The organism is Larkinella insperata (assembly GCF_026248825.1).
GTDB classification, from domain to species: Bacteria; Bacteroidota; Bacteroidia; order Cytophagales; family Spirosomataceae; genus Larkinella; species Larkinella insperata.
Genome location: NZ_CP110973.1, coordinates 3768211 through 3782759, shown reverse-complemented (window position 1 = coordinate 3782759; position 14549 = coordinate 3768211). Strand labels below are relative to the sequence as shown.

The window sequence follows — 14549 nt, the reverse complement described above, 5'->3', positions numbered from 1 at the left end:
GGCAGAAAGCGTCAAATTATCTCGCCGTCCAGCCGCCGTCGACGGTCAGCATCGAACCGACCATGTAGGTGGCGGCATCGCTGGCGAGGAAAATGGCGGCTCCCTGAATTTCGCGCAACTGCCCCCAACGGCCCAGCGCGGTGGCGCCCACCACAAACTTCTTGCCCTCGTCGGTGTCGGCAATCGGTACGTTCATGTCCGTCAGAAACGGTCCGGGGCAAATGGCATTGACGGTAATGTTGAACGGGGCCAGTTCCAGCGCCAGTGCCCGGGTCATCTGCACCACCGCGCCCTTGCTGGAGGTGTAGGGCGTCCGGTTCGACAGGCCCACCAGGCCCAGCGTACTGGCCAGGTTGATGATGCTGCCCCGCCCGGCTTCTTTCATAAACGGCGTCACGGCCCGGCAGCAGAGCCAGGTACCGGTCACATTTACTTCCATCACCTGGTTAAAATCCGCCAGCGTCACCTCGTCAATTGGCCCGCGGATGTTGATTCCGGCGCTGTTGATCAGGATGTCAATTCGCCCGAAAGCGTCCATGGCCGCTTTCGCCATCGTTTCGGTTTGCTTCTGGTCCGTGATGTCGGCACTGAACGAAAGGGCGGAAATACCGAAATCCTTGCTGAGTTCTTCGGCGGCTTTGGCTCCTTCTTCGGACGTACGGTTCACGAGCAACAAATTCGCCCCCGCCGAAGCGAGTCCGGCGGCCATCGCCAGCCCCAATCCTTTTGATCCGCCCGTGACAATGGCGGCTTTTCCGGTTAAATCAAATTGCTTAATTCCAGGCAGTATTTCTTTTGTCATTCCAATGGTTACTTAAGTCCCAGCTTATTGCTGCTGTAAGAAAGGCAGGAAAGGATGTTTTTCTCCTCAGCCGCCAGCCGTTCTTCCGCCGGTAATTGCGCAAACCGGGGCAGGCCGGCTTTGTAGGAATGCTGTTTGACCAGGCGCAGCGTCCGGTCCATTTCCGTTTTCGGTATTCCGCCGAACGTGGTCCAGTAGGCTTCCTTCCGGCACGGTATTTCCAGCGGATCGCGGGTAATCATCTCCAGGTTGAACGTCACGGCCGGATTGTATTTTTTGCAGATGGCCACCATCTTCGGCAGATCCAGAATCCCGTAGCCGAGCGGCACTTCCGACAGCAGAAAACCGTCCGGATATTCCTCAACGCCCATGTCCTTGACGTGCGTCGTAAAGGCATACGGGGCCAGCGTTTCTACCAGTAGCATAGGGTCTTCCAGCAGGGCCAGGTTGTTGCCAAAATCGATGGTGACGCCAATCCACTCGCTGTTGATCTGCTTCAGGATGCCCACCAGTTCGTCGGCCCGCCAGTCCTTATGGTTTTCCACGGCCAACCGTACTTTGTGTTTGCGCAGCACGGGTTCGGCCAGTTGCAGGGAGGCCAGGGCGTTTTTCTTCAACGTCTGCCAGTCTTCCGGCGAATGGTAGTTTTCGTAGCGCCGACCGGTCGAGCAAACCGTCCGCAGCACCGTCGCTCCGGCTTCTTTGGCGTTGATTACTTCCTGTTCAAAAGCCGCCACCTGCCCGGCATTTTTGGGCAAGCCAATGGAGCCTTCCAGGTACAAACCCGTTTTCTCCCGTTCGTCGCGCACTTTTTTGGCAAAATCCGCCGACCAGTCTTTCACTACCGTCTGCACCCCGCCCGCGCCAATGCTTTTGCAATGGTCAATCAGTTCAAGGGCGTTCGTAAAACCGGGGTATTTCTGGCTTTCGGTCTTCGAATTCCAGCGGCTGGCGTAGGAATGGACCACCACGCCCATCGGTACGTCCTTCAGAAAAACGGGCTGCTTTGGCAGCGCAAGCGCCATAACACCGACGGCGGACCGTTGTAAAAAATCGCGTCTGTCCATACAGGTATCGGGTTGGAATCGTTCGTTGATTGGGTATTGCTGACTTATTTGCCGCTGGTTGTCTTCGTCCCCAACATGTAATCATTCAACTCCTTGGCGGTCCAGGGCACCACCCGGCCTTGGGAGGTCACGCGCGTCATGCCCACGGTTCGGCGGCTGATCGGACCGGCATTGTTGCCCCACTCATTCCGGATGTACATCAAAATGGCGGTGATGGAATTGTCGTCCATGGTCGAATGCGACGGCATAACCGGCAAGATATCCGGCACGTTGTATACTTTTTTGGCCACTTCCACCGGTCCTTCCATGCCATGCAGCAGGATGAGGGCCAGTCGTTTTTCGTCGCCCAGCACCCAATCCGACCCCACCAGCGGAGGGCCAAACCGGTTTAGCCCGCTCCCGTCGGTTCCGTGGCAGCCGGAGCAGGTGCTCAGGTAGAGTTGCCGCCCCGACGCAAAGAGTTTCTGCTCGTCGTCGTTCAGCGGATTCTTTTTCTGTTCGCCCACTTTGACAGCCGCATGACCGGGCCATTCGAACAACGCAGCCAGCGAGGCCAGCCGGGCCGGTTCAATGCCCGAATCAGCCCGGGTCAGGATGCCGGGTGCCGACGCCAGTTGGATTGGTTTCTTCGTTGTGCCTCCCTGAATAGCCAAACTCGTCAGCACGGCTTTTTCCTGCCAGCCCAGCGTCTCTTTGTCCAGCAATGTCAGCAGGGCGGTGAGTTCGGCCGGGTTTCGTTTTCGGGCGATGGACGTCGTCAGCATCTCCAGAAAAATTTCCCGCGCCGGTTCGTGGGCCTGCCACTCCGGGTTTTTCAGCAGGGTTTGCAAGAAGGCAAATTCCCCGTTGTAAAGGCTACTCATGGCGGCATCCCGAATCAGCGCCGTGCCCCCGTACCGGCTGGCAATACCGGCCAGCAACGAATGCGCAGCCGCCGGCTCCAGACTTCCGGCGGTAAAGGTCATCTGAAGAATCTGCTCAATCGGCGCAGTTTGCCAGCTTTTCAGCAGGTGCGTTTGGAGTTGCGTCCGAACGGTTGGGTCGGCTTTCGCCATTGGTTCCAATAGCCGCAGAGCCGTTGTTTTGATGAGCGGGTCCGGATCATCCAGCAAGCCGAAAAGAGTTTTGGCGTCGTTTCCTTTCAGGCCGTCCAGCGTCCAGAGTGCGTGAAACCGCCCGAACGGATTTTTACCTTTACGGGCCAGATCCAGCAGCGCCGGGCGCACGGTTTTGTCGTTGCGCTCTACCAACAGCCGCTGGGCCATATCCCGGTGCCAGCCGTCGGGGCTCGACAACTCCCGGATCAGCTCCTTCGAGGAGGCTTTCGACAGTTTGACCGGTTTGGCGGGCTTCCAGTTTTCGGGTACAATCCGCCAGATTCGGCCCCGGTTGACCGGCAACACCAGCCCCCGGTTGACGGTCTGTTCGCGCAGGTAAGGCGTCACGTACGCTTTATGCTGAATCAGGCCCCGGTACATGTCGGCCACGTACAGCGCCCCGTCCGGACCGGTAGCCTGGTGAACGGGCCGAAACCGTTCGTCGGTCGACGCCAGAAATTCCCGGCCGGGATGCGGGTCCTGGGCGCTCCGCATGATGCCATTTTTTTCCATCCGGTTGCGCTTGATCAGGTTGCCCGCTGGCTCGCAGACAAACACATTGCCGGAATATTCCTGCGGCAACGCCGTTCCCCGGTAGACCAGGGGCGAACAGGCCGCCGTAAATTCGCGTAACCGCCCTTCGTTATCGAGCGTACCGGGAATGTAGCCGCGATTAACCGCGGGCGTTGGCCGAATCGGATACACCCGCCGATCGATGGTCAAACCGTGGTCAATGCCGGTGGTGGGTGTATGGTTTTTGTTGCGGGAAAGGTAGTTGGGCGGTACCAGATCGCCGTGGAGCTGCGACCAGTTGTAGTTGTAATAAAGCCGTCCTTCGTCGTCGTGGCTGATGCCCCACTGCCCTCGGAATTCAGTGCTGTCGCGCTCCCATTTTCCGTTGTTGAGCCGGTAGCGAAGCCGCGATTTGGCGTTGTAATACCAGTTATCCATGCTCCGCCAGAGGCCGTTGCCGGCATGTTCGGGCAGGCCACTGCCGGCATACTGCGGGTCAATCAGGGTTTTGGTATCGGCCTTCAGATCGCCGTTGCGGTCCTGGGTCAGCCACAGGGCGCTGTTTTCGACGACCAGCGCCCCGCCCGGTACCAGCGCCAGAGCGCGGGGCAGCACCAGGCTGTCGAGGTAAACATGGCTGGCGTCCATCTGTCCGTCGCCGTTGGTGTCTTCCAGCACCGAGATGCGGCCAATGGGTCGTTCTTCGCCGGTGCCGTCCATGTTGGGCATGAAGCCGCGCATTTCGACCACCCACAGTCGCCCGTCTTCATCAAACGTAATCACAACCGGGTCCTGCACCATCGGCTCGGCCGCAACAAGCTGAATTTTCAGACCCGGTTCCAACTGGAACGTGGCCAGTTCTTCGGCGGGTGTCCGGACCGGCGAAGGGCTCTCCTCCCGCATTGCTACAAATCCTACCAGACCCAGAAGGCCAACCCCAAGCAGATAAATCGAGTAAACGCGCCGACGCATGAGAAGCTATTTGTCAGTATTACACAATAAAGATTTATTTGTAAAATACTACTCATAAAAAGCTCACAAAACCGTCATATTTATTGTACGCCGTCCGTTGTTCAGGACATCACGCCAATCGAAGTGGCGGCTACCTCTCGCGTTTGATAAATCAAAACAATGTCAACGGCTTCAATCCGGCTTGGGCGAGAAGAAAACCCACACCCGTGTACGTTAGCAAACCGCATGCCGTTGGCCAGCCTTTTAGTCACTGGCGGGTCGCTGCCGCTGCCTGATTCGGGGGCGGATTCCGTCCGGATAAGCGCGAATGACCCGCTTGCGGATGACGTCGAAAGCGGCAATGGTGAAGGGGCCGATCGGGACGCTGCTCATGATTCTGAGGTCTTCGGCAAAGGTGGTGTCTTCGTCCAGAAACCGGAAAATCTGCGCGGGTGCGTTGTTTTCGTACAAACGGGTGAATACATCATCGGCGGGGTGACGGCGGTATTGCAGCACATTCAGCAGGACGCTGTCCATGAACATCTTGAAACCCTGCCGGAGCCACGGCTTCCGGCGTTTGGGCTTGCCATTCCGGACCAGATTCTGAACAATTTCGTGAAGGTACCGCTGCGTCCGCTGAAAGGTATAGCCAGTCGACGGTTTGGTGTAGCCACCGGCCGTTCCAATCCGGACGACGTGCCGGCCGGGTCGTTCGGTGGTGGGTTCATCGGACATGGGAATGACGCCGAATTCTTTTTCCTGGATGGTGTAGGTTCCAGTATCCAGAAACCGGTCGATGTAGCTGCACAAAGCCGTTTCGTACTGTTCGTCCGACAGCAGCTGATCGTTAAAAATGGTGTATTCCACCAACGCCGTTCGCTCGTCGACCGGAAGAATGTAAACAAACCGGCAGTCGTTGTGCTGCTCCACCCGAAAATCCATCATACACGGGCGGTTTGGGTCAAAACACGGTTTCTCGGTTTTGATGGTCCAGCCCTTGAAATGTTGCAGCAAGTTGTGGTTTTCGGGCTGGTCGAGCTTCAGCGCGTGAGTGCTGTCGAACACGTAACTGGCCATGTACGGTTCGTCGTCGGCAATGACAAACCCGCCCTGGGGGGTGTCTTTCACGCGGTTGACGGTGGCCTGCCGGATTTCGATGGAAGGAAACTGGGCGAGGTGGTGCTGGATGTGGTCGTAAAAATCAATTCCCCGCAGCATTTTATACTGAAAACGACCGATATCGAGCAGGCCCTGGTAGGTGGTTCCGAAAAACTCGACGGTGTCCCACTTTCGGTATAAAATCGGTTCAAACGGCCCCGGATTTTCTTCCCAGAAGCACCAGGTCCGGTCGTTACGGGTTTTGCTTTCTTTGTCAAGAATCAGAATGGAACGGTCACGAAGGGGCGACTGGCTCAGGTAGTAAGCCAGACTCAATCCGGCCATTCCTCCCCCGGCAATGATGAAGTCGTATCGTTTCATTCAGAACAAGAAAGGCAAAAAGCCGCAAACGAAAAAGGGAGTAACCGAAAAAGGACTTAAAATCCTCTTTTCGGTTACTCCCCGTCTGTTTATTGGCGGATTAATTTTTTAAACGTTTACGTGACGTTCAGCATGGTACGAGGAACGCACCAGCGGGCCAGATTCCACGTATTTGAGTCCCCGTTTCAGTCCTTCTTCGCGGTACATGGCAAACGTGTCGGGGTGAATCCACTCAATGACTTCGTGGTGCATTTTGGTCGGTTGCAGATACTGACCCAGCGTCAGAATATCCAGGCCGTTCGCCACCAGATCATCCATCGCTTTCAGAACTTCGTCGACGGTTTCGCCCAGACCGAGCATGATGCCCGACTTGGTGCGCTGACCAAAGTCTTTCGTCCGGCGAATCTGCTCCAGACTGCGTTCGTAGCGGGCCTGCGGACGAACCCGGCGGTAAAGCCGTTCAACGGTTTCCATATTGTGTGAAACCACTTCCTGACCGGCTTCGATCATCCGGGTCAGGGCCTCCCAGTTACCCTTAGTATCCGGAATCAGCGTTTCGATGGTGGTGGTCGGCGACACTTCCTTCACCGCCTTAACGGTCTGGTACCAGATTTCGGCACCCCGGTCTTTCAGTTCATCGCGGTTTACCGACGTGATAACGGCGTGTTTAACCTTCATCAGCAGGATGGCCTCCGCTACCCGGCGGGGTTCGTCGGTATCGTACTCATTCGGGCGGCCGGTTGCCACGGCGCAGAAGGTACAGCTTCGCGTGCAGACGTTGCCCAGAATCATGAACGTGGCCGTGCCGGCACCCCAGCACTCCCCCATGTTCGGACAATTACCGCTTTCGCAGATGGTATGTAATTTATAGGTATCAACGAGCTTGCGAACCTTGGCATATTCGGGGCCAATGGGCAGTTTCACCCGTAGCCAGTCGGGACGTTTTTTTCGCTGTTGTTCGGAGGGTATTACGGGAAGTTCGATCATAGCAAAACCTCAATCCAATTTATTACACAATGGATTTTCGGGAAGTAAAGTTCGGGAAAAAGGCCGAAAGGAAAAAGGAAGCGGAAGAACAGCCCGAAAGGTCTTTTCCGGAACGGCGTTTCTCCTGCTTCCCTGGCCTTATTTCTTGTTGCCGAAGAACAGCGTAATGAATCCGGACGTGTAAACGCTGCGGTTGTTGGCGTTGTTCATGATGACGACCTCTTTCGGGAAGGCTTCGGCCAGAAACCCGATTTCCAGGCCAGTCATGTTGTTGCGGAACGCGCTCAGTTCAAACGAAACGGCGGCTTTGAAATTCAGGCCAACGGTCAGCTTGGATTCGGAAAAGCCCTGGAAGAAACTGCCGGAACCCACGATCAGCTCGGGTTGCAGGGTCGGGTCGAACGGGCGGGTGTCGACCTGGCCGGGGCTGGTGGAATACTGAACGTAGTACGGCTTGATAATACCGATGGAAGGCCCGATGGCCAGAATACCGTTGATGGCCACTCCTTCGTCGGCGTTCCGCGTGAAAAGCGACACTTCCCGGCCGTACTGGGGCCGAACGACAAACAGGTAATTCTGCTTGTTGTAGACATACCGCTGTCCGGAATAGGGCGTCTGCGACTGCACTTCTTTCGGGTGCTTCACGTTGACAATCTCCAGCGCCAGGTAGCGAAACTGCCGTTTACCCTGAAACAAACCGGGCAGCACCTTCGAATGCCGAAAAACAAAACCGCCCAGGATGCCGGAGTTTGTATTCGTGGTGACGCCGTAGGTGGTCACGGTGGAATACTTGTCCTCATCGGTGTCGGTATTCTGAGCCCGGGCGCTGCGTACCGACAGCACCAGACTCACTAATAAAAATATCGGTAGAATTCGTGACACGGTCGTAGTAGAAACTTTTTGTAAGGATAAAAATAACAGTTTACTTTGACACTATGAAATTATCGTTACCGACAATTCCGGCCTGCTCCCCGATTGAGTAACGGGCTGAGCGATTGGATGGTTGCGTGAATCAATAGATATTTTTGTATTTCCATACATCCCACAACAGGAATTTAGTTTTTGGTAGCATGCCTACAGTTCAAACCACTTACTTGGGTGACTTACGGACGGAAGCCACCCACCTGCAATCCGGCACCCGGATTCTGACCGACGCCCCCACCGACAACACCGGCAAAGGCGAAGCCTTCTCTCCTACCGACCTGGTAGCCACCGCGTTAGGGAGCTGCATCATCACCACGATGGGCATCGTAGCCCGGCGCGACGGCATTGAACTGCCGACCAGCGAACTGAGCATTACCAAGGTGATGTCGAAAGAAGCCCCCCGGCGGATTTCCCGGATTGAGATTGAAATTGTGATGGGGCCGTCGGATCATTTTACAGAGGAATACCGCGCCAAGATGGAACACATCGCCCACACCTGCCCGGTAGCCATCAGCCTGCACCCGGACCTGGAGCAGGTGGTGCGGTTTGAGTGGCAGGAAGTAGAAAAAGTCGACGCCTGAGGTACGGCCCTAATTCTTCAAGAGCCGGGTTTTCATCTCCGCCACGTTTTCTTCGTAGGAAGCGCCAACGGGGATTCTCACCCCGCCAACGGTAATTTCGCTCCGGGACATTTTTTCAATTTTCCGGAGCGAAACGCTGTAGGAACGGTGTACGCGCACAAACTGATTCTCGGGCAGCATCCGCAGGACATCCGACATGGTCTGGCGGCTGAGCAGCTTCCGGTTTTTCAGCACAAACGTCAGGTAGTTGCCGTCGGCTTCCAGGTATACAATCTCGTCCAGCCAGACTTTCTCTTCTTCGTAGCCGGTTTTCACGAAAATAAATTCATCTCCGGCTCCATCGCGTGCGTTTTTATGGTCCAGCGCCTTGTTGCAGGCTTTCAGAAAGCGGGGCAGCGGAAACGGTTTCAGCAGGTAGTCGATGGCATCCAGTTCAAACCCCTGCACGGCGTAGTCGGAATAGGCCGTGGTAAAAACAATCATCGGCGCGGTGGGCAGGCAGCGGACAAACTCGACTCCCGAAATATCCGGCATTTTGATATCCAGAAAAATCAGGTCGATTTTAGCCTTCTGTAAAAATGGAATGGCCTCGAAGGCGTCGGTAAAACTGGCTTTCAGTTCGAGGAACGGCACTTTGGCGGCATGTAACCGGATGACCTCCAGGGCCTGCGGTTCGTCGTCGATGGCAATTGCGGTTAACATGCGGGTTAGCGGTTAATAGCGAATGGTTAAAGCCACAAAATAATCCTGCTCCGACGCCTGAATAGCCAGCGAATAGCGCCCGGGGTAAATCAGTTCCAGGCGTTTCCTGACGTTTTCCAGCCCAATGCCCGAACGATCCCGTTCCGGGTCGCTGGCCGGAGCCGGATGACGCGAATTGTGGACTTTAAAATAAAGCGTTGTCAGGTCCAATGTCAAGGTGATAAAAATCCAGGACGGGTTTCGCAGGCTGATACCGTGTTTAAAGGCATTTTCGACAAACGGAATCAGCATCATGGGCGCGATGGAAATGTCGCGGTTTGGCTCCGAAATTGTTACCCGGATTTCAATTCCGTGCGATTCGTCCAGGCGCATTCGCTGAAGCTGGATGTAATTTTGCAGGTATTCGATTTCCTTCTCCAGCGGAATCCGGTCCCGGTTATTTTCCTGCAACATAAACCGCATCATGTCGCCCAGTTTCTGAATACCGTCGGCGGTTTTTTCGCTGTTTTCCTGCAAAGCCGTGCTGTAGAGGCTGTTGAGTGCGTTGAAGAGGAAATGCGGATTAATCTGCGATTGCAGCCCCGCCAGTTCTGCCGAAGTCTGGGAGACCTGCGTCTGGAGCTGGACTTTCTCTTTGTTGGTTATCCGGCGCAGCACGGCCATCAGCCCCGCAGCAAACAAGGTAACGAGCAGCAAACCGGTGTTTAGTCCCGACCCGGAATACGTAAACTGCGTGCGGGCGCCCCAGACGATCAGGTTCAGCAGCAGCCAAAGTAGCAGCAAGACCAGCACCCGCCCAAAGAACTCAGTCGTGCGGGAATCCTGTACGGAAGGCAGAATCGACTTATAGACCACATTCTGAAGCAGGTAGATCTGGATGATGGTTGCCAAAATCAGAAGTGTACCGGCGAATGAACTCCGCCATAACGTCTCGGGCAGCTGGACAAACAACGCGAAGGTCAGCATAAAAATAGCCACGGGAACCCAGATCAGGTAACTGACGAATTTGAAGTCCTTCCGGTATTTCCGGTCCAGATCGTAGCCAAGCTGGCTGATCAGTTCGTAAGCGAATACGATGATACCCAGGCCAATGGTGTCGGCCAGCACGTTCCGTTTGCTGTACATGGAATAGAGCCGGATGCCGAGCAAACCGCCGAAACCGTCTTCCCTGAATACGGGCCGCCACTTCAGGTAGTGGTAACTGGCTACACTGCCCAACAGCAACAAAACCGTTAAACCCGCGTAGAGCATGGTTTTCTCGCTCTGTTCGCCATCCTGGATAGCCGGGTATGCCAGGTAGTGGAAAACAAACCAGGCCAGCAGAAACAGCAGCACACCAACGATTAGCGGAACATTGTTGTGGAGGGTGTGGTTGTAGCGTTCCAGATCCTGGAGCACGACCGACGCGGGCCTGCCGTTGCTGTTTCGCAGCAGCGATTCCACCATATCGTCAATACGCCCTGCTTCCTGAATAAGCCGCCGAATCACATAAATAACCGCTACGTAGATCGCAAACCATAATTCGTAGCGCCGGACTCCCGTTATTTCCCGCATTGTTTTCGTTTTTTGACCAAAACTAGGGCAGGAAGGAAAAGCCGTGGCACAAATGGGCTAAACAAGCCGAAAAATGGGACGAATCGGTGGCCTTACGCCTTCCGTTTCTTTCGCATGAGATAGATGAACTGGTTGGAAGAGCCCGACCCCGCGTGCGTCACCTGGGAGGAAACCACTTCCCAGCCTTGTTTTTCAACAAAGTTGACGGCCTGCATAACCGTATCAAACCGTTCCGTTGGCTCTCCTTCGGAGTTGAAGTTACGCAATTCACCAACCGTCCCCTCCCGAAAATTCGCCTGTCCGTAATCAACATAAATCCTGGCTTTACCGCCTAGACTACCGTATTCACAAATTAACTGGCAATACCCAATGTCGAGTTGATTGATATCGACCCGATTGACCACGAGCTGAGCAACGGTCTGGAAGGATAGCACGCAAAAGAAAAGAAGGGCGGAAAGTAATTTCATTGGACCGGGTTTTCTCCATAACGAAGAAAGCCCGGCGACCAAGATACAGGATCAGCTCTTCTTTTGTTTCCCGGCCAGACTCTGTTTTCCGGCCAGTTCGGTGATGGCGACGACCAGCCGATCGAGGTCTTTGGGGGTCGTGTACACGTGAGGAGTTACGCGAACGCCGTTGATGTCGCCCAGCGAAATGGGGGTCGTGTGCAGTTTGTAGGTACCCAGCAGCTGGCTTTCCAGCTCGGGGCCCTTCATTCCGTCGATGCCAACCACGGCCAGCGCCCCGGCAAATTCGGGCTTGAGGGACGTATACAACCGGACGCCAGAGACGTCTTTCACCCTTTCGGCCCAGTAATTTTTCAGGTAATGGAGCCGCGTAAATTTCCGGGCAGCTCCAATGCCCAGGTGAAAGTCAACCGCCGTGCCGATGGCCATTTCTGAAGCAAACGAACGCGTTCCGAGCGACTCGAATTTCCGGATGTCGGCCCCGTCGGGATCGGTATTGGAGAGCAGCGCCCAAATGTTCTTGATTTTCTCTTTGCGGATGTACATCATCCCGCTGCCGAAGGGGGCGCAGAGCCATTTGTGCAGGCTTGTAGCCCAGTAATCGCAGCCCAGTTCGGGCACTTTGTAATCGAGGTGCGCAAAGCTGTGTGCGCCGTCGCAGATGACCTCAATTCCCCGCTTATGAGCCGCATCGGCAATTTTCCGGACGGGCATGATCTGCCCCGTCCAGTTGATCAGGTGCGTAACGTGCACAATTTTGGTTTTGCTGGTAAACGCACTGGTGTACTGCCGGACCAGATCGTCTTCGTTTTCGGAAGGCAGTTTCAGATCCAGCCAGACGAGCTTGATACCGTCGCGTTTTTCGCGCTGTTTCCAGGCATTCATCATATTCGGGTAATCCTGCCGGGAGAGAACCACCTCGTCGCCGGGTTTCAGCGTCAGGCCGAAAATGATGGTATTCAGGCCCTCGGTGGCATTCCGGTTGATGGCCAGTTCGTCCGGGGAAGTGCCCGCCAGATCGGCCAGCTTGGCCCGCAGTGATTCGCGGCCCTGGTCCAGAATTCGCCACATGTAGTAGGTGGGAGCTTCGTTGCTGTACTGGTAGAACCGAATGTGTGCATCCTGCACCGATTTGGGCTGCGGACTAACGCCCCCGTTGTTTAGATTCAGGATGTTGGGCGAAACCGTGTATTCGGCTTTGATCCACGACCAGAAATCTTCGTCCTGCGCGATTTGCTGCGGACTGCCCGCCCGTTCCAGCCGTTGCAGCAGCGTACGGTGGGCGTCGGTCATAAAGTCCGGTAAAACAAAAGGGGCAGCAGCGGCTGTGCTGAGCTGACGGAAAAAGGTACGGCGACTTGTCATGGTTCAGGAGGGAATATGGCGATCAGGCCACAAGGTACAAATAAAACCGGCATCGACGCACTAAAACCAAATAATAATAAACTAAATACCTTTATTATCTAGCCTTTCTTTGGCATCACTACCGTTCAATAAAGCCGATTGGAATAATCATCTACCCACGTACTTCTGGCAACGGGCACGGGGAAACTACGCATTTTTCAAAAGGCGTAGTTGTGCGCTAAAAGGCCCGGCGGCCCCGGCCTACTTTTGCATTGTCGAATCTGACATATCCACACCATTCATACATTTCTAGTATCAACAAACTAATGAAAACGGTTTTGATTTTCAGTACGCTTTGCCTGGCCCTGGCCATTACTTTACGGGCTTCGAATCAGAAAAAAATTACGCTCAAACAGACCCTGGAACAGCAGATTGCCGCTTATGCGCTGTACCCGGAAATCTTGCAACAAGTTGACCATGAAGACTTCGTGGTCATCAAATTCCGGGTCGATGCCCAGCAACGGCTGTCTGACCTGCGCATCTCCGACGGTGACAACAAAACGTTGAACGCAACCCTGATCAAGCAATTGATGGGCAAGAAAGTGTTCCTGACGGAGCCGAACGCCAATGAAAATCAGGAATACCAAGCCAAAGTTCGCTTCCGGCTGGTCTAACACATTATTCACCTATCCTCTACCAAAACAGGCTCGGCCCCGGAGTTTTTCGGGGCTAAGCCTGTTTTGGCTTTCTTGCACAGGTTGGCGTATGCGGCAAAACGCCCCAAAGATCCTGTGTTTAATTCCTAACGGGTTTATACTTTTTCATTATTTTAACGGTGCTATTTACCCCTGAAAATCAGAAAGATGAAAACGTACCCTTCCCTTAGAGCCTTAGCGTGGCCCTTACTGTTTGTTGCAATCATCTCTGTTTGTTTGTGCTGCACCACGGGCGGTGATGAGAATGCGGTAATTGAAGCAGATTTAAAGGATACCCATTCGTTTCTGGAGGATAAAAAGCTTTACATCCAGAATGTAGAAACCAGAGAGCTTCTGGATTCAGTCGTTGTGAAAGAAGGCAAATTTCGGTTTACGATTAAAGCCGATAAAGATTTTGTGCCCTACCCGGTCCGTCTCGTGCATACGAGCGGCAATGCCAACCAGCCCTATTTTGCGTTAGGGTATACCAATCCGTTCAAGAAGAACTGGTATGAATCCATATTTTACCTGGAAAGGGGAAAAAGCACGCTGGAAAGAGATACAGCTTACAAGCCAATCTTGCAGGCTCCCATCAGTCTTATCTTCAACGATATCCAGCCCCAGACGGCTGCGGCCTTCCGGCACATGGGCTTGAAAAAGAACCCCTCGCAGTCGCCCGAAATCATGGCGTCAAACACATCCCTGATTCGTCGGTACCCTTACTCGCTCGACCTGCTCTCCTACCTGACTCAAAACAGCGCTTCGTTCAGCGACGCGGAAATGAAGCATTTTCTGTCTCTTTTCGATGAGTCCGTGAGAAATGCCGCCCTGTACAAAAATCTGGAAACGTACAACCGCTACAAAATGACCGGAAGAGGCTTTCCGGCCGATGTTTCGCTCCGGAAGCCGGATAGCACGTTTAGCTCGTCGGTATTGGCACCCAACAAATACAATCTGGTTGTTTTCTGGGCAAGCTGGTGCGGCCCCTGCCGGCAGGAAATACCGCAACTCAAGACTCTTCACACCAGACACAAAGACCGCCTGGCCATCACCAGCATTTCAATTGATTCGAAAGACGCCCAGTGGAAAAAGGCGTTGGAACAGGAGAAAATGCCCTGGAATCAATTTATAGCAAGCCGGGACACGTCTTTCATCAAACTAAACAAAAAATACGACCTGCGGGCTATTCCAGTCTGGGTGCTATTCGATTCAGAAAATAACTTAATCGACAAGCAGGTGGGTATGGACGAGGGAGAAAATTCCGTGGATCGGCGCGTGGCCGGCCTGATCGCCCCAAGGGACGCGAAACGTTAAAAATGGCCCAGCCATCCCTACCATAATTTTCGTTCGGTACTGGGCATCTCAGAAGTGTTTCAATACAAAAGC

Annotated in this window: 13 protein-coding genes; 3 read left to right on the top strand and 10 right to left on the bottom strand. The window is 54.4% G+C overall.

The features are described 5' to 3' along the window. Nucleotides 1-16: 16 nt before the first annotated feature. From OQ371_RS15165 to OQ371_RS15140, 6 genes are all read right to left on the bottom strand, one after another. Nucleotides 17-802, bottom strand: coding sequence for an SDR family NAD(P)-dependent oxidoreductase (locus OQ371_RS15165; protein ID WP_265988927.1), 786 nt, complete (start codon nt 800-802; stop codon nt 17-19). 8 nt (nt 803-810) lie between these two features. Next, a complete protein-coding gene (locus OQ371_RS15160) occupies nt 811-1869 on the bottom strand; it encodes a sugar phosphate isomerase/epimerase family protein (RefSeq protein WP_265988926.1) in 1059 nt (352 codons plus the stop codon). Nucleotides 1870-1913: 44 nt separating this feature from the next. Next, nucleotides 1914-4451, bottom strand: a complete 2538-nt coding sequence (locus OQ371_RS15155) for a DUF7133 domain-containing protein (protein WP_265988924.1) — start codon at nt 4449-4451, stop codon at nt 1914-1916. Between the two features lie 243 nt (nt 4452-4694). Continuing rightward, nucleotides 4695-5909 carry a lycopene cyclase family protein gene (locus tag OQ371_RS15150; RefSeq protein WP_265988923.1) on the bottom strand — a complete coding sequence of 405 codons (1215 nt, stop codon included), beginning with the start codon at nt 5907-5909 and terminating at the stop codon, nt 4695-4697. A 108-nt stretch (nt 5910-6017) separates the two neighbouring features. Continuing rightward, nucleotides 6018-6896, bottom strand: coding sequence for a lipoyl synthase (gene lipA, locus OQ371_RS15145; RefSeq protein WP_265988921.1), 879 nt, complete (start codon nt 6894-6896; stop codon nt 6018-6020). A 138-nt stretch (nt 6897-7034) separates the two neighbouring features. Then, on the bottom strand, nt 7035-7778 hold the full coding sequence (locus OQ371_RS15140; RefSeq protein ID WP_310586579.1) for a hypothetical protein: 744 nt from the start codon (nt 7776-7778) through the stop codon (nt 7035-7037). Between the two features lie 188 nt (nt 7779-7966). On the opposite strand from OQ371_RS15140, the gene OQ371_RS15135 reads away from it, so the two are divergent. Next, nucleotides 7967-8401 carry an OsmC family protein gene (locus tag OQ371_RS15135; protein ID WP_265988920.1) on the top strand — a complete coding sequence of 145 codons (435 nt, stop codon included), beginning with the start codon at nt 7967-7969 and terminating at the stop codon, nt 8399-8401. A gap of 9 nt (nt 8402-8410) precedes the next feature. On the opposite strand, the gene OQ371_RS15130 is transcribed toward OQ371_RS15135, so the two are convergent. The 4 genes from OQ371_RS15130 to OQ371_RS15115 all read right to left on the bottom strand — a co-directional run bounded on the left by OQ371_RS15130 (nt 8411) and on the right by OQ371_RS15115 (nt 12489). Continuing rightward, nucleotides 8411-9103 (bottom strand): LytR/AlgR family response regulator transcription factor, encoded by a 693-nt coding sequence (locus OQ371_RS15130; protein WP_265988918.1) that lies wholly within the window; start codon nt 9101-9103, stop codon nt 8411-8413. 12 nt (nt 9104-9115) lie between these two features. Then, nucleotides 9116-10657: a sensor histidine kinase gene (locus OQ371_RS15125; RefSeq protein WP_265988917.1), complete on the bottom strand. Its 1542-nt coding sequence runs from the start codon at nt 10655-10657 to the stop codon at nt 9116-9118. A gap of 92 nt (nt 10658-10749) precedes the next feature. After that, complete coding sequence (locus OQ371_RS15120; RefSeq protein WP_265988916.1) at nt 10750-11124, bottom strand: hypothetical protein; 375 nt, start codon at nt 11122-11124, stop codon at nt 10750-10752. Nucleotides 11125-11175: 51 nt separating this feature from the next. Continuing rightward, nucleotides 11176-12489, bottom strand: coding sequence for an aminotransferase class V-fold PLP-dependent enzyme (locus tag OQ371_RS15115; protein WP_265988914.1), 1314 nt, complete (start codon nt 12487-12489; stop codon nt 11176-11178). Between the two features lie 305 nt (nt 12490-12794). Between OQ371_RS15115 and OQ371_RS15110 the strand changes: the two genes are divergently transcribed. Continuing rightward, complete coding sequence (locus OQ371_RS15110; protein ID WP_265988913.1) at nt 12795-13142, top strand: hypothetical protein; 348 nt, start codon at nt 12795-12797, stop codon at nt 13140-13142. A 258-nt stretch (nt 13143-13400) separates the two neighbouring features. After that, the gene (locus tag OQ371_RS15105; protein ID WP_265988912.1) at nt 13401-14477 is read left to right on the top strand and encodes a TlpA disulfide reductase family protein; all 1077 of its coding nucleotides are present in this window, start codon (nt 13401-13403) and stop codon (nt 14475-14477) included. Nucleotides 14478-14549: the final 72 nt, after the last annotated feature.

What these genes read in the sequence shown, in the direction of transcription:
- OQ371_RS15165 (WP_265988927.1), bottom strand. Translation starts at nt 802, where the DNA reads ATGACAAAAGAAATACTGCCTGGAATTAAGCAATTTGATTTAACCGGA.
- OQ371_RS15160 (WP_265988926.1), bottom strand. Translation starts at nt 1,869, where the DNA reads ATGGACAGACGCGATTTTTTACAACGGTCCGCCGTCGGTGTTATGGCG.
- OQ371_RS15155 (WP_265988924.1), bottom strand. Translation starts at nt 4,451, where the DNA reads ATGCGTCGGCGCGTTTACTCGATTTATCTGCTTGGGGTTGGCCTTCTG.
- OQ371_RS15150 (WP_265988923.1), bottom strand. Translation starts at nt 5,909, where the DNA reads ATGAAACGATACGACTTCATCATTGCCGGGGGAGGAATGGCCGGATTG.
- lipA (WP_265988921.1), bottom strand. Translation starts at nt 6,896, where the DNA reads ATGATCGAACTTCCCGTAATACCCTCCGAACAACAGCGAAAAAAACGT.
- OQ371_RS15135 (WP_265988920.1), top strand. Translation starts at nt 7,967, where the DNA reads ATGCCTACAGTTCAAACCACTTACTTGGGTGACTTACGGACGGAAGCC.
- OQ371_RS15130 (WP_265988918.1), bottom strand. Translation starts at nt 9,103, where the DNA reads ATGTTAACCGCAATTGCCATCGACGACGAACCGCAGGCCCTGGAGGTC.
- OQ371_RS15125 (WP_265988917.1), bottom strand. Translation starts at nt 10,657, where the DNA reads ATGCGGGAAATAACGGGAGTCCGGCGCTACGAATTATGGTTTGCGATC.
- OQ371_RS15120 (WP_265988916.1), bottom strand. Translation starts at nt 11,124, where the DNA reads ATGAAATTACTTTCCGCCCTTCTTTTCTTTTGCGTGCTATCCTTCCAG.
- OQ371_RS15115 (WP_265988914.1), bottom strand. Translation starts at nt 12,489, where the DNA reads ATGACAAGTCGCCGTACCTTTTTCCGTCAGCTCAGCACAGCCGCTGCT.
- OQ371_RS15110 (WP_265988913.1), top strand. Translation starts at nt 12,795, where the DNA reads ATGAAAACGGTTTTGATTTTCAGTACGCTTTGCCTGGCCCTGGCCATT.